Source organism: Bacillus paranthracis, assembly GCF_024296885.1.
Taxonomy (GTDB): Bacteria; Bacillota; Bacilli; order Bacillales; family Bacillaceae_G; genus Bacillus_A; species Bacillus_A paranthracis.
The window spans coordinates 4,215,892-4,238,156 of sequence record NZ_CP101135.1 but is presented as its reverse complement, the minus strand read 5'-3'; the positions used below and the strand labels follow the sequence as shown (position 1 = coordinate 4,238,156).

The 22,265-nt window shown below is 38.1% G+C and carries 23 protein-coding genes, 1 tRNA gene and 1 pseudogene; 23 read left to right on the top strand and 2 right to left on the bottom strand.

Annotation, left to right across the window (positions count from 1 at the left end; genetic code table 11):
* The first annotated feature begins 52 nt into the window (after positions 1-52).
* The gene (locus NLJ82_RS21925) at positions 53-715 is read left to right on the top strand and encodes a type 1 glutamine amidotransferase domain-containing protein (protein WP_000919613.1); all 663 of its coding nucleotides are present in this window, start codon (positions 53-55) and stop codon (positions 713-715) included.
* Positions 716-871: 156 nt separating this feature from the next.
* Complete coding sequence (locus NLJ82_RS21920; RefSeq protein WP_001233027.1) at positions 872-1,510, top strand: TetR/AcrR family transcriptional regulator; 639 nt, start codon at positions 872-874, stop codon at positions 1,508-1,510.
* 43 nt (positions 1,511-1,553) lie between these two features.
* Here the strand turns inward: NLJ82_RS21920 and NLJ82_RS21915 are convergent, their stop codons facing one another.
* Positions 1,554-2,243: a type 1 glutamine amidotransferase domain-containing protein gene (locus tag NLJ82_RS21915; protein WP_000728511.1), complete on the bottom strand. Its 690-nt coding sequence runs from the start codon at positions 2,241-2,243 to the stop codon at positions 1,554-1,556.
* A gap of 361 nt (positions 2,244-2,604) precedes the next feature.
* Here NLJ82_RS21915 and NLJ82_RS21910 point away from each other — a divergent pair, with 361 nt between their 5' ends.
* The 14 genes and pseudogenes from NLJ82_RS21910 (at position 2,605) to NLJ82_RS21845 (ending at position 15,597) form a co-directional block, all read left to right on the top strand.
* Positions 2,605-3,930, top strand: a complete 1,326-nt coding sequence (locus tag NLJ82_RS21910) for an MFS transporter (protein ID WP_000503381.1) — start codon at positions 2,605-2,607, stop codon at positions 3,928-3,930.
* Positions 3,931-4,140: 210 nt separating this feature from the next.
* Positions 4,141-4,950 carry a glutamate racemase gene (racE, locus tag NLJ82_RS21905; RefSeq protein WP_000773996.1) on the top strand — a complete coding sequence of 270 codons (810 nt, stop codon included), beginning with the start codon at positions 4,141-4,143 and terminating at the stop codon, positions 4,948-4,950.
* 131 nt (positions 4,951-5,081) lie between these two features.
* Complete coding sequence (gene gerM / locus NLJ82_RS21900; protein WP_001126764.1) at positions 5,082-6,131, top strand: spore germination protein GerM; 1,050 nt, start codon at positions 5,082-5,084, stop codon at positions 6,129-6,131.
* A 128-nt stretch (positions 6,132-6,259) separates the two neighbouring features.
* Entirely contained in the window at positions 6,260-6,997 is a 738-nt protein-coding gene (gene rph / locus NLJ82_RS21895; protein WP_001261765.1) for a ribonuclease PH, read from the top strand.
* A gap of 11 nt (positions 6,998-7,008) precedes the next feature.
* Positions 7,009-7,617, top strand: coding sequence for an XTP/dITP diphosphatase (locus NLJ82_RS21890; RefSeq protein WP_000815941.1), 609 nt, complete (start codon positions 7,009-7,011; stop codon positions 7,615-7,617).
* Positions 7,618-7,630: 13 nt separating this feature from the next.
* Positions 7,631-8,134, top strand: coding sequence for a metallophosphoesterase (locus NLJ82_RS21885; RefSeq protein ID WP_000645498.1), 504 nt, complete (start codon positions 7,631-7,633; stop codon positions 8,132-8,134).
* Between the two features lie 109 nt (positions 8,135-8,243).
* Positions 8,244-8,317, top strand: a tRNA-Gly gene (locus NLJ82_RS21880).
* A gap of 473 nt (positions 8,318-8,790) precedes the next feature.
* Complete coding sequence (locus NLJ82_RS21875; RefSeq protein ID WP_000039107.1) at positions 8,791-9,789, top strand: tyrosine-type recombinase/integrase; 999 nt, start codon at positions 8,791-8,793, stop codon at positions 9,787-9,789.
* 707 nt (positions 9,790-10,496) lie between these two features.
* Positions 10,497-11,180 (top strand): hypothetical protein, encoded by a 684-nt coding sequence (locus tag NLJ82_RS21870; RefSeq protein ID WP_000445883.1) that lies wholly within the window; start codon positions 10,497-10,499, stop codon positions 11,178-11,180.
* Positions 11,177-11,377: a hypothetical protein gene (locus NLJ82_RS21865; RefSeq protein ID WP_000654945.1), complete on the top strand. Its 201-nt coding sequence runs from the start codon at positions 11,177-11,179 to the stop codon at positions 11,375-11,377. Before NLJ82_RS21870 ends, NLJ82_RS21865 begins: the two co-directional genes overlap by 4 nt.
* A 28-nt stretch (positions 11,378-11,405) precedes the next feature.
* Complete coding sequence (locus NLJ82_RS21860; protein WP_000834581.1) at positions 11,406-12,257, top strand: hypothetical protein; 852 nt, start codon at positions 11,406-11,408, stop codon at positions 12,255-12,257.
* A 260-nt stretch (positions 12,258-12,517) separates the two neighbouring features.
* Positions 12,518-13,654 (top strand): DUF5677 domain-containing protein, encoded by a 1,137-nt coding sequence (locus tag NLJ82_RS21855; protein ID WP_000054132.1) that lies wholly within the window; start codon positions 12,518-12,520, stop codon positions 13,652-13,654.
* 196 nt (positions 13,655-13,850) lie between these two features.
* A pseudogene (locus NLJ82_RS21850) lies at positions 13,851-14,186 on the top strand (DnaD domain protein); the annotation flags it as partial.
* Between the two features lie 676 nt (positions 14,187-14,862).
* Positions 14,863-15,597 carry a dCTP deaminase domain-containing protein gene (locus NLJ82_RS21845; protein WP_000927248.1) on the top strand — a complete coding sequence of 245 codons (735 nt, stop codon included), beginning with the start codon at positions 14,863-14,865 and terminating at the stop codon, positions 15,595-15,597.
* 505 nt (positions 15,598-16,102) lie between these two features.
* Here the strand turns inward: NLJ82_RS21845 and NLJ82_RS21840 are convergent.
* Positions 16,103-16,684, bottom strand: coding sequence for a recombinase family protein (locus tag NLJ82_RS21840; protein ID WP_000873667.1), 582 nt, complete (start codon positions 16,682-16,684; stop codon positions 16,103-16,105).
* Positions 16,685-18,186: 1,502 nt separating this feature from the next.
* Here NLJ82_RS21840 and NLJ82_RS21835 point away from each other — a divergent pair.
* The 7 genes from NLJ82_RS21835 (at position 18,187) to NLJ82_RS21805 (ending at position 22,242) form a co-directional block, all read left to right on the top strand.
* Complete coding sequence (locus NLJ82_RS21835; protein WP_140418903.1) at positions 18,187-18,864, top strand: helix-turn-helix domain-containing protein; 678 nt, start codon at positions 18,187-18,189, stop codon at positions 18,862-18,864.
* 12 nt (positions 18,865-18,876) lie between these two features.
* On the top strand, positions 18,877-19,224 hold the full coding sequence (locus NLJ82_RS21830) for a hypothetical protein (RefSeq protein WP_001224387.1): 348 nt from the start codon (positions 18,877-18,879) through the stop codon (positions 19,222-19,224).
* Positions 19,225-19,539: 315 nt separating this feature from the next.
* A complete protein-coding gene (locus tag NLJ82_RS21825; protein WP_249276739.1) occupies positions 19,540-20,235 on the top strand; it encodes a phage antirepressor KilAC domain-containing protein in 696 nt (231 codons plus the stop codon).
* A 274-nt stretch (positions 20,236-20,509) separates the two neighbouring features.
* Positions 20,510-20,779 (top strand): helix-turn-helix domain-containing protein, encoded by a 270-nt coding sequence (locus tag NLJ82_RS21820; protein ID WP_000501236.1) that lies wholly within the window; start codon positions 20,510-20,512, stop codon positions 20,777-20,779.
* 127 nt (positions 20,780-20,906) lie between these two features.
* Positions 20,907-21,701, top strand: a complete 795-nt coding sequence (locus NLJ82_RS21815; RefSeq protein WP_000183764.1) for a hypothetical protein — start codon at positions 20,907-20,909, stop codon at positions 21,699-21,701.
* Between the two features lie 68 nt (positions 21,702-21,769).
* Positions 21,770-21,931 (top strand): hypothetical protein, encoded by a 162-nt coding sequence (locus NLJ82_RS21810; RefSeq protein WP_000848813.1) that lies wholly within the window; start codon positions 21,770-21,772, stop codon positions 21,929-21,931.
* 59 nt (positions 21,932-21,990) lie between these two features.
* Positions 21,991-22,242, top strand: coding sequence for a hypothetical protein (locus NLJ82_RS21805; RefSeq protein WP_000044269.1), 252 nt, complete (start codon positions 21,991-21,993; stop codon positions 22,240-22,242).
* The last annotated feature ends 23 nt before the right edge of the window (positions 22,243-22,265 follow it).

Below are 22,265 nucleotides of genomic sequence, written 5' to 3'. Positions count from 1 at the left end.
CTATATGAATGATAAGAACACTCCATACATAAATAGGTAGTAAGGAGGGGATATGTTGAAAAGGATATTGTTAGTTTCAACAAGCGCTCATGATATGAATGGACACCCGACTGGTTTGTGGCTGGAAGAGCTCGCAGCTCCTTATAACTTGTTTAAAAAAGCTAAGTTCGATGTTGATATTGTGTCGATACAGGGCGGTAGAGTGCCGATTGATAGAGTTTCTATTCCGAACGGGATACCTCGTGAATTTAAGCATGTCGCTTCTTTATTGCAAAATACGAAGCCAATCTCAAATGTTCATTTTTCGGATTATGATGCGGTTTTATTTGGTGGTGGACACGGGGCGATTGTAGATTTTCCAGGTAATCCATATGTTGCAAACTTAATTGTGAATATGTACAACAACAACCGAATTGTAGCGGCTGTTTGTCACGGAGTAAGTTCTTTAGTCGGTGTGAAAAATAAGGACGGCTCGTTTTTTAGTGCGGGTAAGCATATAACAGGTTATACAAATGATGAGGAAAAAGCTGTACATTTAGAAAAGCGAGTGCCGTTTTTGTTAGAAAATAAATTGAAAGAAGAAGGGGCTTTGTTTTATGTTGCTCCAAACTTTACGCCGCACGTCGTAGTAGATGGGCGTTTAATTACAGGGCAAAATCCGCAGTCTAGTATGGAAATAGGGAAAGCTATAAGAAGAGCTGTAAATAAAGTATAGAAAAAGTGCTCGTTACTCATAAAGGTAGCGGGCACTTTTTCTATAGGATAAATGACCCCTTAAACTAAAAAGATGTATTGAGTATAGTGACTTCATTTATAATTAATCGTGAATTTGCTATACTATTTTGTATGGACAAAAGGGGAGGCTCTTTTAATGAGAAAAGTTGCGTGTGCAAATACTTATATTAATAAAATAAAGCCCGTTATTAGAAAAACGAGTTTTAGTCAATTGAAAATAGATGAAATTGCGAAGTATATGGATATTAGTAAAGCTACTTTATATAAACGTTTTTCTTCAAAAGATGAGATTATTGAAGCTGTGGTAGAAGATTTTATGAACTATCTTCTTGAAGGGGATGCGGATAATCAAGATGAAAGTATGTCTTTTGCAGAACGTTTCCAAAAGACGTTTATTCACTCTTTAAAATGTGTGACATACATTTCAGATGTCTTTTTACAAGATTTGAAAGAGGCATATCCGCACTTATCTGATCGGTTAGTCGCTGCACAACAAAATCGTAATCATAATTTGCAAATGTTTTTTGAAGCTGGTATGGAACAAGGCTACTTTAATAAGATGAACGCACAATTATTTATGGTGCAAGATGATGTGATGTTAAGGCGTATTATAGATCATTCTTTTTGTATTCAGTACGATATTACGTTAAAGAAAGCGATACTTGATTTTTATCAACTAAAGAAGTATCAACTGTTTAAACCGGAGTATATAGAAGCAATTGATGATTCGGAAATTGAAAAAGAAGTTATGGCTATTTTGCAAATGATTTCGTAAAAAAGCAGATTTTCCTATATGAATGGAAAATCTGCTTTTTTTATTACATGTTCTTTTTTAAGTGTTGTAATACTAATTCAGCTACTGGACCACCTGAAGCTGGGTTTTGACCAGTGATAACACGACTATCTTCTACAGCGAAAGCGTCCCAAGGCTGCGCTGCTTTTTCGTAAAGTCCTCCATTTTTAATAAGTTCATCTTCTGTTAAAAATGGAACGAATTGATCTAATTCAGCTAGTTTTTCCTCTTCATTTGAGAATCCTGTTACTTTTTTACCGCTAATTAAACGTTCCCCATTACTTAATGTAATATGAAATAAACCAGCAGCTCCGTGACAAACAGAGGAAACAATTCCGCCATTTTCATAGATGCTACGGCTAATCATTTGGAGTTCTTTATTTTCAGGGAAGTCCCAAATCACACCGTGACCACCTGCGTAATAAATAACAGCATAGTCTTCTGGATTCACCTCACTCGGTTTCATTGTAGAACCGAGGCGATTCATAAATTCTTTCTTTTGATACCATTCCCAATCGATGCTCTCCGCCATTGCTAAACTATGCGGATCAATCGGTGTATAACCACCTTGTGGGCTAACATAATCTACTTCGTAACCAGCTTCTTCAACTTTTTTAACGAAATGGACAGCTTCACCAAGCCAAAGGCCAGTAGCTCGATTTAAATTTGGATATTTTTCAACGCTCGTTAATACAACTAACATTTTTTTCTTCATCATAATCCTCCTGTAATGTTTCTTCCGTATACAAGTTCATTATTTTATTAAGTTAGAAATTGCAAATTTGAATAACCGTGTTAGTCCTCCTTATATCGGATTCGAAATTAGTGTATAACAATTTTCGAACGAAGTAAACTAAAAACACTAAATTAGTTTACTTTGTATATTTTTCGTTGACAAACTGTAATGCTGAAACTATGATAGTTCCATGAATATCGAACAACGTACATGTTTCGTTTCGAATTCAATTTGTCGCGCGATAAATGTATACATTTGATGAAGTTGTCTAGTGATAATAGAAGAGCTAAACAACTTCATTTTTCGTTTTCAATTACTACAATCAGGAGAGGTGTTACACATGGGGGAAGATATAAACAATCATTCAAAATGGTTTGTTTTCACATTATGTTTTATCGTTTTATTAGGACCGATGAATGCGGTTTTATTTAATGTTGCGTTAGAGGATATTGCTCATGATTTATCCATTAGTCAATCGAAAGTAAGTTGGGTTGTAGTAGGCTATTCCTTAGCTGTCGGTATTGGTTCGATGATATATGGGAAGCTTGCTGATCGTTACAGTGTAAAAAAACTATTGATTATTTCAATCATCATATTTGTAGCTGGATCCATTATTGGATTTGTAAATCAATCTTATGCGATTGTCATTTTTGCAAGATTAGTGCAGGCGAGCGGGGGTGCGGCGTTTATTGCGCTTAGTATGATCGCGGTGGCAAAATTAGTTGTTCCTCATAAGAAGCCTGGTGCGTTAGCGATGATTAGTTCTTCTATTGCATTAGCAATAGGTATTGGCCCTTTAGTTGGCGGGGCTATTACAAATACACTAGGATGGCCATATTTATTTTTATTTATGGTTATTTCAGTAGTGGGGATTTTCTTGCTTATAAAATTTATGCCAGAAGAAATGCAGCATACGGATGAAACGTTTCATTTTGATTATATTGGAGCGGCGTTACTATTTGCATTCATTACGACTGTTTTACTAGGTATCAATATGAATCGTTGGCTATTTGTGTTATCGATAATTTCTTTATTTTTATTCACGGTTCGTATGAAGAAAGCGGAGCATCCATTTATCGATATTGAGTTGTTTTCGAACAAAGCATTTCTTCGTTTAATAACAGTCGGATTTATAATTAATGTGGCGTTATGTGCTAATTTATTATTGTTGCCATTACTGTTAGGAAGAGAGCACGGATTGTCTCCATTTGTTATCGGAATTGTATTATTTGTTGCATCACTCTTTGGTATTGTGTCTAGTTTTATTACTGGAAAGATTGTCCCTTCGTTTGGAAATGTGAATATGATTTATGTAGCGTCTGTCATTATGATTGTTGGCTTTTTAATTTTAGGGTTTATTCCGAATGGAAGTATAGTCGTTATTGTATTGGCGATTATTTTGACATTTATGAGTTATTCTGCCATTCAAGTATCATTGAACACATTTATACCGAAAACATTACATGCAGCTAAAGTTGGAGTCGGTCTCGGCTTATATAATTTAATTAACTTTTTCGGTATGGCATTTGGACCAGCTGTTGCGAGCAAAATTATGGAATCTACAAATAGTTATCGTTTCAATTTTATTTTAATCGTCATGTTAATTTCTGCTCATTTCTTCTTATTAATAGGAATGTCTTCTTTCCAAAAAAAGATGGAGCATTAAAGATGTACTTTATATAGAAGAAACCGACTTTCATATAGAAGGTCGGTTGTTTTTCTGTCTTGCAAATTATGAAAAAAAGGAGCAAAATAAAAAAGGTCCTAGTCTATACAGGTACAAATGAAAATTTTCATATAGAAGCAGTTTAAGTGAGCGAACTTAAAGTGTGAAAAATATAATGATAAAATAAGATGATGAATGAGAAAACGGGTGATGAAGTTGAATAGAGCAATCGGTGTTATCGATTCAGGAGTTGGCGGTTTAACAGTGGCGAAGGAATTAATTCGTCAGTTGCCGAAAGAGCGCATTATATATTTAGGGGATACAGCACGTTGCCCTTATGGTCCACGTTCTCGAGAAGAAGTGCGTCAATTTACGTGGGAAATGACGGAGCATTTACTAGATTTAAATATCAAAATGTTAGTTATTGCATGTAATACAGCAACTGCAGTTGTATTAGAAGAGATGCAGAAACAATTACCAATTCCAGTGGTAGGAGTTATTCACCCAGGATCACGTACAGCTTTAAAAATGACAAACACGTATCATGTTGGGATTATTGGAACGATTGGAACGGTGAAAAGTGGTGCATACGAAGAAGCGTTAAAGTCTATTAATAATCGTGTTATGGTAGAAAGTTTAGCGTGTCCACCTTTTGTTGAGCTTGTAGAGAGCGGTAATTTCGAAAGTGAAATGGCGTATGAAGTTGTAAGAGAAACGTTGCAACCGCTGAAAAACACTGATATTGATACGCTTATTTTAGGCTGTACACATTATCCAATTTTAGGTCCTGTTATTAAACAAGTAATGGGAGATAAAGTGCAACTCATTAGTTCTGGTGATGAAACGGCACGTGAAGTAAGTACCATTTTATACCATAGTAAAATGTTGAATGAGGGAGAGGAACAAAGTGATCATCTCTTCTTAACAACAGGAAAAATAGGCCTATTTAAAGAAATTGCATCAAAATGGTTCGGTCAACCGATTGAAAATGTGAAACATATTTATTTAGAAAAAGAATAATAATAGAATTCATATAAGTGAACTCCTGAGAAATCAGGAGTTTTTTTGTTTATAGGGAGCACAGCTTGTTCTAAAACATGAAACAGCTCGTATACATAATAGTACAAACTTAGATTTTAGGGGGGAATGGCATGCCTAAATCCACTTTTAAATGGGTTGTTGGTGCTACTGTGAGCGCTGTTTTACTAACAGGGTGTGGCTTTATAAATCAGGAGAAAGCAACGGAACAAATTGATCCACCAAAACAAGTTACGTATACAGAGGGTGGAAAGAAAGAAGTATCTAAGAAAGATAAGCAAGGACAAACAGTGAATAGAGAATTATACCTTGTTGATAAAAATGGCTATGTTGTACCGCAGACGTTAGCTATACCTACTCCGAAAGCGAATGAGGTTATTCAGCAAACGTTAGAGTACCTTGTGAAAGATGGGCCGGTAACGAATTTATTACCGAATGGGTTCCGTGCAGTCATTCCAGCGAATACATCGATGACCCTTAACTTGAAAAAAGATGGGACGGCAGTCATTGATTTTTCTAAAGAAATGAAAAACTATGCGAAAGAGGAAGAACGTCAAATCGTTGAATCTATTGCATGGACGTTGACGCAATTTAAAGAAATAAAACAAGTGCAGTTCCAAATAAATGGTGAAAAATTAGCGAAGATGCCTGTTAGTGGTACACCGCTTGGTGAAGGGGTGAGCCGTGCGAACGGTATTAACTTCGATGATGAGCAAGTAGCGGATGTAACAAATACAAAACCAGTAACACTTTATTTTATGGCACAAAATAATAATAAACAGCAATACTACGTACCAGTAACACGCCGCGTTGTAGAAGGAAAAGAAAATGATTATGCAGCAATTGTAGATGAACTTGTAAAAGGGCCGATTCATCAATCGCTCCTAAATGATTTTAATCCAGGAGTTAAGCTGATTACGAATCCAAAATTACAAGACGGAAATCTTACATTAAACTTTAACGAAAATATATTTATAAACCCAGATAAAAATATGGTTTCAAATTATGTATTGAAGTCATTAGTTTTATCTTTAACTGAAAAGAAAGGTGTGAAAAGCGTTTCTATTGAAGTGAATGGTAAAGCAAATCTTGTAGATGAAAAGGGCGGAAAGTTAATAAAACCTGTAGATCGTCCAGAAAACGTGAATACAGGTAGTTTTTAATCGTCAATAATTTGATATACTTAAGTAAGAAAGAGGAATTGCTTTTTGGGTTCCTCTTCTTTTATTGTATACATATCATACATTTAAATTTGGCTATACTAACAAGTAGTTATGAGGAGGTTATTTTTATGCGAGTAGATGGTAGAGAAAAAACAGAATTACGCCATATACATATTCATACGAATTATTTAAAACATCCAGAAGGATCAGTGTTAATTGAGGTTGGGGATACAAAGGTAATTTGCTCAGCGACAATTGAAGAGCGCGTCCCGCCTTTTATGCGTGGAGAAGGAAAGGGCTGGGTAACAGCTGAATATGCGATGATTCCACGTGCGACAGAACAACGTACAATTAGGGAGTCAAGTAAAGGGAAAGTAACAGGACGTACAATGGAAATCCAGCGCTTAATTGGACGAGCATTACGTGCGGTAGTTGACTTAGAAGCGCTTGGTGAGAGAACGGTTTGGATTGATTGTGATGTTATTCAAGCGGATGGTGGAACGCGAACTGCTTCTATTACAGGTGCATACGTAGCGATGGTATTAGCGTTTGAGAAGTTATTACAAGCAGAAAAAGTATCTAAAATTCCAGTAAAAGATTATTTAGCAGCAACGTCAGTAGGGATTGTTGAAGAGCAAGGTGTTGTTTTAGATTTGAACTATGCAGAAGATTCTAAAGCAGACGTTGATATGAACGTAATTATGACTGGAAAAGGTCAGTTCGTTGAAGTGCAAGGAACTGGAGAAGAAGCGACGTTTAGTAGAGCGCAGTTAAATGAATTACTTGATGCTGCAGAACAAGGCATTTTCCAACTGATTGATATGCAAAAAGAAGCGTTAGGTGACATCGTATCTCATATAGAGTAGAGGTGGAAAAAATGAAACAAGTTGTTGTAGCGACAAAAAATATGGGGAAAGTACGTGAATTTGCTGAGTTATTTGAGCGATTTGATTTAGAAGTGAAATCATTACACGATTTTCCTCATATTGAAGAAGTCGAAGAAACTGGTGAAACATTTGAAGAAAATGCAATCTTAAAAGCGGACAGTTTGAGTAGACAATTGAATGCAATTGTAATTGCGGATGATTCAGGTCTTATTGTAGATGCTTTAAACGGGAAACCAGGTGTGTATTCAGCACGTTTTGCTGGAGAGCCGAAAGATGATCAAGCAAATATTGATAAAGTTTTACAAGAATTAAATGAAATACCGTTTGATAAGCGTAAAGCTCGCTTCTACTGTGCATTAGCAGTGGCTTTCCCTGAAGGGGATAAAAAGCCTGTCATTGTAAATGGGACGTGCGAAGGTTTTATTTTAGAACAACGCCGCGGGGAAAACGGCTTCGGATATGATCCGATTTTTTATGTGGAAGAATATAAAAAATCGATGGCGGAACTAAGTTCAGATGAGAAAAATGCTATTAGTCACCGCGGACGTGCTCTACGTAAGCTAGAAGAAAAAATCCCTGAATGGTTTTTAGGAGAATAAGGGAGAGAGATTGATGAAAGCTTTAATCGTAAGCGATAGTCATAGCTCTGTGAAGGAATTACAGCAGTTAAAAGAGAAGTATGAAGGGAAAGTAGATATCATGATTCATTGCGGTGATTCAGAGCTAACGCCTGCTCATGAAGAGTTGCAAGGTTTCCATGTTGTAAAAGGGAATTGTGATTATGCTAACTTTCAAGACGAAATTGTAACTGATGTAGATGGTGTTCGTTTCATAGTTGTGCACGGACATCGTCATAACGTGAAAATGACGTTACAAACATTAGCGTACCATGCTGAAGAGGTAGGGGCGCAAGTTGCATGCTTCGGACACTCTCACGTATTAGGTGCGGAATTAATCGACGGCGTTTTATTTATTAATCCAGGCAGTATTTTATTACCGCGTCAGCGTGTAGAAAAAACATTTGCTTTATTAGAAATGGATGAAAATCAAATGGAAGTTCGTTTTGAAACACTAGACGGACAGCTAGTTGAACAAGCAGTTTTTAAAAGAGGATAAGAAAAATTATCCTCTTTTAAAAAAGGTGTTGACTTTATGTATGGTTATACATATAATAAATATTGTCGATAGGGCAACGGCGCTAACGAAGAAAAATAAAATAACATATGCGGGTGTAGTTTAGTGGTAAAACAAGAGCCTTCCAAGCTCTGGTCGAGAGTTCGATTCTCTTCACCCGCTCCATGTCCCAGTAGCTCAGCAGGATAGAGCAACGGCCTTCAAGAAAAATAGGAGCCTTTATAGGGAAACAAGAACCTATAAAGTGGACGACACTATATCGGTGAAGCCTTAACAGTTCGGCTGATGGTAATACCGAGGAAACTTACGATCTTGAAAAAGATTAAGGAGTTTTGAATGATTAAGTAAAATTTAATGGTAAAGACTCTGAAGTATGATGAAAATCATCGTGAGGTTCCGTAGAGACTACACGTGTCGCACCTGAAATGGTGAAGATATAGTCCAGACTACAAACAGTAATTGCTGGTAGCGAAAGCTATGGTGGTAAGCTAAGCCGTCGGTCGGGAGTTCGAATCTCTCCTGGGACGCTAAGAAAACCTTTTGCGGTGACGTCAAAATCCGCAATATATAAGCTCTCTAATTCGTAAGTTGAATCGTACAATGTGCGGTCGCTAACGAGTTAGGGGGCTTATTTTTTTATGTCAAAAAAACGCGATTCTTTAACGATTAGTGAGGATTTATCGAATGTTTTTGGCGATAGATTGAAAAGCGATCAGCGAAAGAAAGAGACCGCAGAAAATCGTTATACGTTCAATTTAACAATCGACAAAGCGCTCGAGATAATTGTGCGTCAAATGAAAGCGACAGGCTTACGTGAGCGCACGATAAACGATTATTACATACACGTTAGTCATTTTGCGAAAATAACAGACACGCACTATATAGAAGAGTTGAACGTTAATCATATTTACGAGTGGTTGTCGTCTATGAATGTTAGTAATCAAACGAAATTAACCCGTTTGAAGTGTCTAAAGGCATTTCTAGGACGTTGTCATGATAACGGGTGGATTGATATTAACTTTTGGCGCAATGTGAAGATAAAGGTGGATACACCTGTTAAAGAAGGTGCGACAGACCGTGAAATTAATATCTTGTTATCGGTACTCGATTTAACACGATTCTTAGATTTACGAGATGCTACCGCTATCTTACTTATGTATCAGACGGGAATACGTGTCGGCACATTGGCGCAACTAGAACATAAGCACGTCGATTTAGATGCAAAAGTATTAAATGTCGATGGTGGAATTATTAAGAATCATGAATCGATATATCTACCGTTTGATGATGTTCTGGCGCGGTTAATAAGCGTTCTTATGAAACAAAACGAAATTATTCGAAGAGAATATAACGTAAAAAATGATTATCTCTTTATTACGAAGAGCGGTGGAAGTGTTTTAACTAGTCCGACGAATAACATTATATCAAAACGAATGACTAAACATGCGAAGGAATACGGACTTAAAAACATTAATCCGCATGCTATACGTAGAGGTTTTGCGAAGAATCTCTTGAAGAAAGGCGCAAATGTCGCGCTGATATCAAAGGCGCTAGGGCATAGTGATATATCCGTTACAACGCGTTATCTGCATTTAGATAAAAACGAAGTGGCGGAAAGTCTACGAAACTTCTTGTAAATAAAAAGTCCCCGACGGCAATCGGAGACTCAAAACTATACACATCGAAACTTAATAACGGACAAGCCGTATCAGTTCGACCATCTACTTTGCATTTTATCGAAAAAATTCGGAAATTGCAAGGCGTCTTTAGTAATGTCTTTTTTAGGTACTGATGCGGTAAGTCACGACGTGGAAGCCGTACCAAGTCGATAACTTAAAAACGTAAAAGGGTAGCTAGACCGCTGCATCCACTAGCGCTATACAATTCAACGCATATCATTCCCCGTGCGTCGTATAGGTCTAGCCGATTGCGGGCATTATACGGCAAGGGTGGAAATACGTTGTTACTGCGGTAACAGGGTGTATCGAAAGATTTAAGCACTATGGGACGTTTTGTAGTGTAGAAAGTCGATATGTGTGAAAGCACAAGGACGGGGAATGCGTTACTGAAAACCTCACACAACGAGCCGACGCTAGTTGTTAACGCCTTACCTCTATTTGCATTGATATATAAGAAATCTGACGAAGTTTAAATGCTTCGTTATTTTTTATCTCTGCGAAATAGGGGTTCAAACTGCGCCCAGCTTCCTACGACTCCCTCGCCTCTGCTAGTCGATGTGTCACCGCTTGTCAATAGCATAAACTCGGTATTTAACGTTACTAGCGGAAGTGAGTTAAACATCTAAGGTCGACACAGGGCGCTACAAGAGGCGGAGGACTTACGTATGGAAAGCAGACTGACTATAAGAAGATATGCAAATAAAGGCGAAGACATAAGCGCAACATTAAATAGAATAGCGATACTGGCTAAAGAAGAAGTGGAAGATTATTACACTGGAATATGCGATAATAAGTATGTAGAAAAAATTGAAGCGCATTACATACCGTTGATTGAAAACTTAGCCAAAGCTAACTGGTATAAGATAAATAACGAGGTACACTTTATCGATGAGTGTTTCCGTAGAATAAGATATGCGATTAGAACGTTTGATATAAATAAGGGTGATTTCGATAAGAGAGTTAAGAGTTTTATTTATCAAGCATTACGTAAATATTGCGGAGAAAGAGGAAAAAGACGAACGGTACTAACGCTTATAAGTGATATAAACGTACTTGAAACGCTAGAGGATTGTGCAGAAAATGCGGAAGAGAAAGCGATCTGCAATATAATGACTAACCGAGATACTTACGCAAAGCTATATGAAAACATATGCAAGAAGAAAATAGATTTCATTGTACTAGATACTATGATACATACGGTAGAGAATTACAATAGGGTTACAGAAGCCGAAATCTCTAGAGTATTATCGAAAAAGACGGGGCGCTCATTTGATTCCGCTAGAAGTACGGTGAGAGGATTTAAGCAGAGAATCCAAAAAAGAAATATTAGAAAGGAAGATAGGGCGTGAAGGATAGAAAGAAAGAGAAAAATATAAGGGCGAACCTGTTAATAGTTTCATTTGTATTGCTGGTTGTTACAAAGATAATCGGAAATGCCATTATGGGTGGGCTATCAGTATTGTTTGCAATGGCTGTAGTCGCATCGGTTATAACTGCTAAGATTGGAGAGTTTATGCGGAAGAGGAAGGAAAAAGAGGACGTATAAAGGTTCGAAGAAAGAAGGGGGAATTACTATGAAGTCATTTAAGAAAGTAGTTTTATTAGGTGTGGCGACAACGTCAATATTTAGTGCTTGCTCTACGAAAGAAAAGGCGGACTATGAGCCATATAAGAAACACGAATCTGTTGAAACTGCGCAAGGAGAAGAGGAAACATCCAATCCGCCTAAGGTCGAGGGGATTGAAGATGAACCTACGAAGGATGAGAAACCGCAACAAGTGGAGGAATCCACGAAGGGAGATTCGGAGATTAATGACAGACGTCCATATTATAAAGATGCGAATAACAACGCACCAACCGTGTCATTAGAACAGTATGATGGAATTGAGGTCGGAATGTCTGCGAACAAAGTTAAAGAGATAGCAGGTGTGCCTAGATTTATCGAGAAATATAAGTCGTTCTCTATCTACGGATATTTAGGGCATGGTGGAGAAGGCACGATGACTATAACGTTTAATCCTGATGGTAGTGTAACGAAGAAAGAGCAAGATGGTCTTAGAAATACTCAAGTTAATGAAAATAGTTCAACTGGTAATGGTGACCGTAATTCTAAACCTGCTACGAAATCTAGTACTAAAATTCCGAACGATTATTGCGGACACGGACACGATGAAACGAAGGAACCAGAGCATGACTGCGATAAGATTATTGATGAAGAGGCACACCGAAGACATCTAGAGCAACAGGAAAGAGAATATGAAGAACAGCAACGTAAGGAAGCGAAAAAATACCAAGATGAAATGACCGAGGAAGATAAGGCGAGAATCCTACGTCAAGAAAAGCGTTGGAATACGCCTAGCGGTGGTATTGGTGATAAGTGGCAAGATGAATTAAAAGAAATGGAAGAGCAGGAAGGGACGCGTTAAAGTTCGATTTAAGAAAGAAGGGGGCGCGTGAAGATTTTACGCGAAGAAAATAAAATTATGGGATAAGCAGATGACGCTTAATACATATATCCATGTGCTGCCGACGATGCAACGGGAGGTAGCGGGTAAGTTGGATGAGATGTTTGGGTGTATATGTACACATCATCATTTATGTTTTTCGAAATATTGACTCAATTATTATGGGGATATATTCTATTAATGTTTTAACAACCACAACTATAAGGTACGGGGGGATTATATTGAGTTTAAAAACGTTTGAAAAAGAATTAGGTAACATAGTCAAAAAAGTTGTTGAAGAAAAATTAAAAAAGGGAGAAGAAATTGACGAAGATAAATTATTATCCGCTATAAAAGGAATATATTCAAAGGAAAACCTTGATGAGTATGCAAGTCCTATCTACTCTACACTTAAGCAAACAACACCAAAAATGGTAGAGGAAGAGAGGTTAATACATCAAGAATTTGAGTCGCGACTCCAACTTAGATGGTTAGATGCTTTTTACGATTTAGCCTCTATTATAAAGATTTCAGAAGAAACAGCTATGAATATTATTGATGAGTATATGGAAGAGCATGCTGAAGTAGAAAATAATAAATATTCAATTTCTGTTACCTTTGATGTACTAATGAAACTCTATGCTAAAGCAATCGTTATAAGCAAGGAAATATATACTTTGCTTAAATCGGGATTTTCAGATGGAGCAATGTCTAGATGGAGAAGTCTCCATGAATGCAATGTATATTTTCGAAATCTAACTTCAAGGTATAGCGATAAAGGGTTCACAGACGATTTAATATGTAAATTCATAGATTATTCAGTTGTTGAAGACTACCAAGAGTTGACTAAATATAGGAAAAAAGATGACGAGTTTAAACTAAATCAAATAGAAGCAAATAATATAGAAAAGGATTATAAAGAGGTTCTAAAGAAATACGGTAACGATTTTAGCAAACCATATTCATGGGCGAAATCTTTATTTCCTTTTAAAAATAGAATATACTTCAGTGATTTAGAGAATAATGCAGGAATTGATCGCCTATCTATTTATTATAAACAAGCAAGCTATCACATACACGCAAGCCCTACTGGATTATACAATAGCTTAGGGGATATTCAAGACGAAAGGGTACAGAAACATGGATATGTTTTTGGTCCTAGTAACTACGGTTTATCAATACCAGGCCAATTAACTATTATATCATTAATGCAAATGGCGACTTCTTTATTGTTACTAAACTCAAACATAGATAGATTAATAAGGGCAACAGTTTTTCAAAAGTACGCAGATAATGCAATACTTGAGTTTGATAAGGTCCAAAATGAGATTGAACAGGAAGAGATTGAAGAGAGTATTTTGAATACCACTTTATACTAAAAGAACAAATTACATATAATGCCACTGGCTACGAGAGGGATAAGTGACAAGGGATGACGAGAGTTATTACCACTAACTAAGTGAGGGGAACGCGTAAAGGGTAGGTAATTATAATCAGTAAGAAAATCCAAAAATATAAAATAGCACATGAAAATTTCACATAACCAATTTGTAATGGGAGGGACCTATGAACATACAAGAAGAAATGTTAATAAAGCAGTTAGAGGAAATTACTCCAAAACAACTGCTGAAAGAAATTTCAGGTGGTGCAGAGGTAACGATAGCAGACTTAAAAATAGTCGAAGATATAATGATAAATCAAAAGCTAAGACCAGGTGTAGTGAACGTATTAATTTATTATGTTCTACTTAGAAACGATATGATGTTGCCAAAATCATACGTTGAAAAAGTCGCTGGACATTGGGCACGAAAGAAAGTTAATACGGTCCGTGAAGCACTAGCGCTTGCGAAAAAAGAAAATCGTCAATACCAAGAATGGGCAGACAGGAAGAAAGAAAGTGCTAAACCAACGCCTGTTGAAAGGGCTAGAAGTATAGCAATAGAGCAGGCGATTTCTCAGGGGATTTCCGATGAAGAGTTAGGGAAGTTTGTTCGTACATTATTTGAAGGAAATCAATAAGGTTAATGACATGTCGATATGCCAATCGATAGGGGGGAAGAGGGTAGTGACATGTGGCACCGACTAAGCATGCGTGCCTTATTCGGACACATACAACGGTATACTTAACGTAACTTAACATTTTAGCGTACTCTAACCGTTATACATTACGTTACATATTACCAGCCGAAACCTTGTAACGCACGTCCCCCCTCTGAAACTAACAAGAATGCAATTACGTATGTTTACCGTTGAGGTATCGTACACAAATCGACTGTACACTAGCTGGTAATATTGCGCATGATATAATGTCTTATACATGTTAGTCTGTAGCGTTAATTCTTCGTTAATATACGCAGTTTTAACGTCTGTCTTCGTCTTCTTATCGATATTTAATAGTCTTGTAAGAACTTATTTGCTATCAAGTGATATCATGCGTAATCGTGGTGTTGCTCGTTTTACAAAACTTAATTTAATTAGTTAATTATATTAAAATCCTTGAATGGATAAAACTCACAAAATATGATAAAATATTACTATTGTGATTATTGCCTTTTAATAGAATTGTCAGAAATGCGGGGGGACTAACTTGCTACTAAGTAATAATGATATAAAGAGAGAATTAATTAAAGGTAATATTAGGATTCACCCTTTGAATATGGATAATATTAAAGGGGGTTCAATAAACCTAACTGCAAGCCAATTGGCATGGAGGGTGTCAGATAAAAATTCTGCTGTTAAGGATAATATTATAGAGATTCCTCCTAATGACACTGTTTGTATTTACACAAATGAAGCAATATGGGTGTCTAAGTGGATAGGAGGTACATATCATCCTAGAGTATCACTTGTTTCAAAAGGATTAGGTCATATCTCAACTACCTTAGACCCTGGATGGGCTGGTTTGTCATTAATTGCTGTTAATAATCCTACAAATAAAGCTGTAAGCATCATAGTAGGGGAATCATTAGTTTCTATTATGCTGTACTATTTAAAAACTCCCTCTTCTTTAAACACATTAGAAAACACACCGAGTCGACCAGATATTGCCAAGACCTTTAACTTAAGTAGTGGAGAGGATTTATTTCTGCAAGAACAATGGCATAGGAATGAACAAGGTATATCAGGTAGAATGTTAAAATCAGACAGTTATAAAGAGTTTTATAAAGAAGAAAATGCAGAAATAATCAAAAAAGAACAAGATAAAAAAAAGTTTAAGGAAACTTTTAAGTATCCTTTAAGTATAGCTATAATAGGGGCAGTTTTAGGAGCAATTTTAGGGAGTGCACTGTCTACTTATTTGGCAAGTTTGTTTTTAAAGTAAAATTAGCTAAAGTTAGGATAAGGAAAGGTTTTTAGGGGGACTTTTTCATTTAAGATATTTTTTTAGGTATATTTGAAAGCCCTTCCATCTCTCTTTCCTCCCATAATCTCAAAGAAGTCAGAGCGATCTATTGAAGCTTCTTATGAATTGGTATGCTTTAATAGAATTGTAGTACCGTATAGTTGGTAATTGATAGGAGGGTTACGCTGAGAAGGTGTAGCTCTTTTTATATGTGCAAAGTAACGAAAATTTATGTCGTGTAAACTATCTGACAATTTAACGTAAGACAGCGCAAAGCTATGCCACTGTAGGGTTTATGATGGTTTAGGTGTAAATATAACGATTACAACGATTTACAAAAATAAGCGATGTCACGGGGGAAAATGTCGTCAGATTGGTGTGTAGCGCTGCGAATGACAGCTATACACCTGCTGAGGAGTAGGAAGAGCGTCGACTTCGGAACTCGGGGGGTGAAGAAATCAGCGCATAATAAAAAGACACCGACCTATTCTGCCGATGCTTCTTGCTGGTCACGTTGCTTTCTAGCGAATCGTTGTAGCGTACTCATGCTAATACCTGTTGCTTCCGATAGCTGGCGGAATGAGTAGCCCATTTTCTCTTTCATACGCATAGCTTCGACTAGTTTTTTATCTGAATGTGACTTCGGGCGACCTTCCTTGTAATTCGGATTCTGTCTAGCTACTATTTTACCTTCTTGTGTTCTTTCTAAGATTAGGTTGCGCTCCATTTCTGCGACTGCTAATAACGTTTGTAAGAAGAATCGCCCCATTGTCGTATCTTCTAGTAGTCCTACGTTGAGAACGTGAACCCTTATACCTCTTTTGAATAGCGCTTCAATTATCTCGATACCTTCCTTTGTATTACGTGCAAGGCGATCTAGCTTCGTTACTGTCAGTGTATCTCCTTCGCTTAATACTGTGAGTACCTTCGATAGTTCGGGGCGGTCTGTAGTCGTTCCCGTGAACTTTTCCGAATAAATGACATCGCATCCTTCTGCTTTTAACGTTTGTAGTTGTGATTCTAAATCTTGAGTTACCGTTGAGACACGAGCGTATCCATATTTCATAATTAATCCGTCCTTTCTGCGCCATCACTTTTGACATAGAGTTACGACATAATAAGATGATGCTATATTACTACACTTTAAAATTTGTGTCAAATCTCGAGAGTTATGACATAAGTATAATGACATATGACATTGCATCTATTGACCAAGCCCTTATTACATACTCGAATACCCCGCTATGTGTTTCGTATTACCAAGCGCTGACACCACATCACCAACAGCCCGCACTATATTACCAACAGGGGTATGCCTATCCTTGCATACCCGACGTACCACACCACAATACCACGGCGCTCACATGATCGCTCGTACACGTTCAATCAATATAAAAATTCGAAGTAGCTAACGGCTCTTATTCGGCTTGACTGACGCCTTTAACGCAATAGGCTACGTACACGTACTATATAGTACAGCGTATCACTCATCATGCCGTGGCTTGCCGTGCTCACGATGAGCATATGAACGTTGTGCGTGATTGATTCGTTGTGATTGATTCGATTGTATTTGCGATTCAATTCAAAATAATAATGAAAAGATTGCGAAGTTATTTTGATTGCTTTCTTCTTCGTTGTCTTCTTCTTCGATTGTGATTGCGATTGTAATTCGAATCGAATTCGTAAATGATTTCGTCTCTCTTTCTTCTTCGAATTAAGTTTCGATTGTGATTGCGATTCGAATTAAGTTTCGAACTTCTTTGCGTTTGCTTTTGTGATTCGAATTCGTTTCTTTTTGAGTCTCAAAACTTTTGCGAAGTCTTTGAAGCACTTCTTTGACTCGCTGATGAACGATAAGGACGACGTGACCAAATCACTCGCCCATCACTCGAAAACTCGCTCCCCTCCAAGCCACCCCCTTGATACCCCTGAAGCAAGCCCCTACAAATAGCGCACACCATTTTTCAACTGGGGGCGTTATTCACATGAGAGGTCTACCTATCATAGCCCAACCGCTCACTAACTCGACCTATAAAGAACTATAGCCAATATAAATCTTATACTGCGAAAGATACGCAGAAAGAATATAAGGTATATATGCTCTTTTATACGAGTGTTGTGCCCTTATATCAGTGTAAGGCATACCGATACCCAAAAGCGCCTACGGGTGCGCCAATAGATACGTAAGGGGAACGACATATATCGTATTAACCTTTCTAGCGGGTATCACGCCCCTATATAAACGTAGGTGACGCAAAAAACCACTACGGCGTCAAATACTAACACAGGTCGGGCGGTTTCCCTTCGCTCTTCCCTCTTCCCTCTTTCTATTCTATTAGTACTGCGTGCCGATCTTTTAACTAAGTAAGTACGTTATTACTATTATTGCGTTAGCTTTAGCTACGCTCTTACGAAGTAAGACGGTATATTTTCTAGTTACATAAATATCGTTATATAAATCTAGTTTAACCAGAAGAATACTGCCGAGAGTTGAGCGATATTCCGCTGGGAGTTTGGCGATATAATGCCACAAGCGAAATTCTGCCGAACTCTAGCAATAAAAAGAAAGTGAGATGGTCATTAATGGTAGAAAAAACAACCAAGCAAGAAGAACGAGAAGTATCAATCAAAGCAATAACGCAAACAATCGAGGCACTAAAGGAGGACAAACCGCTATTAAATACAGACGTCGAAACACTCGCCGTAGGTTTAAAGAATCGACCTGTATTCGATAAGTCACTGGACAATCCCGACAAGAAGCCCGAATTAATGTTTATTAAGATGCCGACATATCTACGAAACTACGTGTATATGCAAGATTACGGGATAAATGATAGTGCGTTGATGCTATATCAAATTATTGTCGATAAATTCAATAGAGATACAAAGAAGGCGTACCCTTCTCAATACAAGCTAGCACTAGAGACGGGGAAAAGTGTACGAACGATTAATCAAAACTTAAAAGCGCTCGCTAGTGTTGGTTTAATCGAAATTAATCGTACGGGCATACGTCAAAATAACGAATACAAGCCAAAGTTACCGCTAGACCTAGACGAGTTGCTACAAAGATTTCCTAAAGCCCGCCTACGCTATTTAAAGCACACGCTAGCGGTCGAGAAACTTCGAAGAAGAGACGTCGAAAAGCGAAATGAATTACTATCAAGAATCGTAAAAAACGGCGGGAAACCAGCCAGCGCACCGAAGCAAGGCGAAACGCAAACGGACTACGACGATATTACGTTCTAAGGGGCGATCCATATGCGAAAAGAAATAACAAGTACGTACGGTTTCATAGAAATACCCGCAAGCGCTACGAGATATCTAGACCTTCCTGAGAGTGTGAAAGCTGAACTCTATACGAAGAAAAGAAAGCGAAGATGTCGCAGGAAACCTACGAGAAGCACCGCAGAAACGTCGCAAGATGGCGTTAATATATTTGAAGGTAATAACGAAGTAAAGACGAAGAGGAAGCAAACTGAAACGCAAAAACAAGCGGAAAGGGAGCGCAGTACAAGGCGAAACAAGATGCCCAAACTAGTAATAACCTTCAATGGCGGGAAACCGCTTGAAGACGATGAGCAAGCGATTATAAAACGACTAAATTAAAGGAGAGGTTAAAAGATGAAACTAGAACTAGTAATCAATAAGGATGTAGTGCAAGGAACGGTTAACGAAGTGGAATTAATCGAATCAAAGGCGCAACGTGACGAACTGGCAGGGCGTGTTGGCGTACTAGAAAAGGTCAAAGGGTTGCTATTATTTCCTAACATGGAATTTGCAACGAATAGACAGATTGCGGAATTCTACGAGGTACCTGTTAAGACTATACAAAAGATATATACCCGACACATTGCGGAAATTCGAGAAGATGGATATACGACCATGACAGGAAAAATGTTGGCGGAGAATTTAGCCACCAACATGATGTCTACGGCTAAAGTTACGAGAGAAAAAGGACACATTCTAATAGAATTTGATGGAATGGCGACACAAATTCCATATTCAACGATTGGGCTATATCCTAAACGCGCAATTCTTCGTATCGGCATGTTGCTACGAGATAGCGAAGTTGCGAGGGAAGTCCGCACCCAGTTACTAAATATCGAAGAGAAGGCGAGCAAAGAGGTCAAAGTAGCCGAAATCAATAACGAACTAGAGTTACAAATGGAACTAGCGAGGGCACTTATGAACGGTGACGTACAAGCCGTTGCCTTAGTTAATGCGAAAATCATCGAATATAAAAACCGCCATATCGCAAAAGTAGAAGCGAAACTAAACGAAGTCACAGAAGAAAGGGATTCACTAGGCGAAAAGGTATCGGCATTCATCGAATCTGATGAAGTATATACGTTTGGTGAGGTCGCAGAAGGAATCGATGGACTGTCCGCACAAGCATTGCGTGAATTCCTACAAGTACATGGCGTACTGGGTCATAAGTCGAGAGGTGAAGTGTATCGACCAATTGGAAAGTATAAGGGACTAGGCTGGTTCAGTACACAAACAAGAGTGGCAAAGTGGTCGGGAGTTACGTTTACTAACACGTACATTACGACGAAGGGACGCATGGAAATCGCTGAATTCTATAAGAAGGTGCAAGCGCAGGAGATGAGTGCGTAAAACTGACCGAGAACAGGTGAGAAGGTGCGCCCATACATACGAAGCGGAGATAATTTCATTTACCGTAAATAAAATAGAAAAATATTACGGTGAGTATGCAAATTATATACCCTCAGTCCCCAATATATAACGTAGGGAACTACGAGCGGATACGATTAGATGATGCATAGGAGGGCTTTTCCTTTATAGTCCGTCTTCCTCCTTTATTTATCCGCTAAGTATGGAGAACACAAAACCCCAGTATGTAATTAACAATGCCAGGAGGTATAGGAAAATGGGAGCAAGAGACATCAAAGCACTTCGTCAACTCATAGGGTTGTCACAAAATGAATTTGCACGACTTATCGGCGTGTCGGAATTAACGGTGAATCGCTGGGAATGCGGTCACGTACAACCGAAACTAGCAAGCATTAAACGAATCGAGTCGTTAGTAGGTGCGAAAAACTTACAGGTTATACAATCGACACTCATTTATAATATGCCGTTGCTAGAAGTGGCGGAAGATATTCAGAAACGTATACAGGCAAAGAGATGTGAGCGTTAAAATGCCAACACACGAAATAAAAAAGAGCAAACGGATCGCCAGCAGCCATTTCATAAAATGGTGCAAAAAGCTATTCAAACACATGCAGGTATAAACCAAACTAAACTAATTAAGGGGATGTATTAATATGACAAACAATAAATCAATCAATGAGTTAATCGTAGAAGCAAGAGAAATCAAAAGTGCTACACCTAGTTTCGTAGTCGAACTGGTACGAGGTCAAGGCGGACTATACGAAACAACAAGTAAAATCGATACAGACGCAAATCTAACGTTCCAAGGCAAGCAAGCGAAGAAAGGGCGAGTAAAGAAAGTTGCTGAATATGTGCTAATGACTGAAATGAAAGAGCGCCGAGAGAAATACGGCGCACTACTAGATGAAGCTGAAAAGCAAGTGCGAGCGAAGTTAACACCGCAATTCGAAGACCTAGAGGAAAGCGACCGTATTTTATATGATGCGGAAATCAGCGACCTAAAAACGAAGGTGTTATTATCAGTCGACGAAAAACTATCAATGCAATACCTAGAGAAAATGGTAAATCTAGCGAGCAAGAATGGAAAGACGGCGCACGAGTTACAGGGATATCTAACTGGGCAACTAGCGGAAATGGTCGGCAAGAGTCAGAATCTAGCACATATCCGTCCGCAACTACTAACGATGTCCAAGAAACTAGCACGGGCGTCACAGGTCGACGATTTCGACGGCATCAAGGCGCAACTAAACGATATTAACGAAATGAGAGAGGTTGCATTTGCGATAGGTCAAACGCAAACAGCTATCACAGAAAATATCGGACACGTTGCAGGTCGATACGTAAATAATCCTACGAAGTATTTCGAAGACCATTCGGAAACAGTCGAGTTCGTAGAAGGCAAGATTGAGAATCATAAAAGATTCGGTCACGACCTATATAGCGAGTAAGACAGGAAGAGGGCGTTATGCCCTCGCCTATCTCGTAAATTATAAATATATTGGAGGGAAACGAAACTATGAAAACTATCATCGAAATCGAAGCAACAAAAGGCGAGCAAATCAATCACGACAACATTAAGCGTCAAATGTACGCACTAAACGAGAAGTACGGTAATGATATTACTGTTAAATTCTCGAAGAATGGTACGGCAAACGATGTCGTAGTTAATGCGAAATAACAAACGTAACGGGGCGGACGATATCGCTCCACCTATTCTACTAATCGGAGGGAAACGGAATGAGCAAAAGAAAAGGCGAAGCAATTCTACATATTCTCGACCAACTAACGAAATCAGATAAAGAAGACGTAAACATAATGCTACGAGTAGGAGCGCATTTGCACGGGCGTGACGGATTTAATTTAATTCGATGCGCAAAGACTAACGAGTGGCAAATAGTAAAGAAAGTCAATAAAGGAAATGCGGGGGTTGACGAATACGAACGACGCCACCGAGGTTATACAAGCAACGAATTAAGTTTCGCAATCTAAAACGGATCGCTGGAAGAAGAAGG

Excerpts from the sequence above, each read along its gene's own strand:
- NLJ82_RS21830 (WP_001224387.1), top strand. The coding sequence starts at position 18,877 with ATGCGAAAAGAAATAACAAGTACGTACGGTTTCATAGAAATACCCGCA.
- NLJ82_RS21915 (WP_000728511.1), bottom strand. The coding sequence starts at position 2,243 with ATGAAGAAAAAAATGTTAGTTGTATTAACGAGCGTTGAAAAATATCCA.
- rph (WP_001261765.1), top strand. The coding sequence starts at position 6,260 with ATGCGAGTAGATGGTAGAGAAAAAACAGAATTACGCCATATACATATT.
- NLJ82_RS21840 (WP_000873667.1), bottom strand. The coding sequence starts at position 16,684 with ATGAAATATGGATACGCTCGTGTCTCAACGGTAACTCAAGATTTAGAA.
- gerM (WP_001126764.1), top strand. The coding sequence starts at position 5,082 with ATGCCTAAATCCACTTTTAAATGGGTTGTTGGTGCTACTGTGAGCGCT.
- NLJ82_RS21875 (WP_000039107.1), top strand. The coding sequence starts at position 8,791 with ATGTCAAAAAAACGCGATTCTTTAACGATTAGTGAGGATTTATCGAAT.
- NLJ82_RS21820 (WP_000501236.1), top strand. The coding sequence starts at position 20,510 with ATGGGAGCAAGAGACATCAAAGCACTTCGTCAACTCATAGGGTTGTCA.
- NLJ82_RS21825 (WP_249276739.1), top strand. The coding sequence starts at position 19,540 with ATGATGTCTACGGCTAAAGTTACGAGAGAAAAAGGACACATTCTAATA.
- NLJ82_RS21815 (WP_000183764.1), top strand. The coding sequence starts at position 20,907 with ATGACAAACAATAAATCAATCAATGAGTTAATCGTAGAAGCAAGAGAA.
- NLJ82_RS21810 (WP_000848813.1), top strand. The coding sequence starts at position 21,770 with ATGAAAACTATCATCGAAATCGAAGCAACAAAAGGCGAGCAAATCAAT.
- racE (WP_000773996.1), top strand. The coding sequence starts at position 4,141 with ATGAAGTTGAATAGAGCAATCGGTGTTATCGATTCAGGAGTTGGCGGT.
- NLJ82_RS21805 (WP_000044269.1), top strand. The coding sequence starts at position 21,991 with ATGAGCAAAAGAAAAGGCGAAGCAATTCTACATATTCTCGACCAACTA.
- NLJ82_RS21925 (WP_000919613.1), top strand. The coding sequence starts at position 53 with ATGTTGAAAAGGATATTGTTAGTTTCAACAAGCGCTCATGATATGAAT.
- NLJ82_RS21920 (WP_001233027.1), top strand. The coding sequence starts at position 872 with ATGAGAAAAGTTGCGTGTGCAAATACTTATATTAATAAAATAAAGCCC.
- NLJ82_RS21910 (WP_000503381.1), top strand. The coding sequence starts at position 2,605 with ATGGGGGAAGATATAAACAATCATTCAAAATGGTTTGTTTTCACATTA.
- NLJ82_RS21885 (WP_000645498.1), top strand. The coding sequence starts at position 7,631 with ATGAAAGCTTTAATCGTAAGCGATAGTCATAGCTCTGTGAAGGAATTA.
- NLJ82_RS21890 (WP_000815941.1), top strand. The coding sequence starts at position 7,009 with ATGAAACAAGTTGTTGTAGCGACAAAAAATATGGGGAAAGTACGTGAA.
- NLJ82_RS21870 (WP_000445883.1), top strand. The coding sequence starts at position 10,497 with ATGGAAAGCAGACTGACTATAAGAAGATATGCAAATAAAGGCGAAGAC.
- NLJ82_RS21860 (WP_000834581.1), top strand. The coding sequence starts at position 11,406 with ATGAAGTCATTTAAGAAAGTAGTTTTATTAGGTGTGGCGACAACGTCA.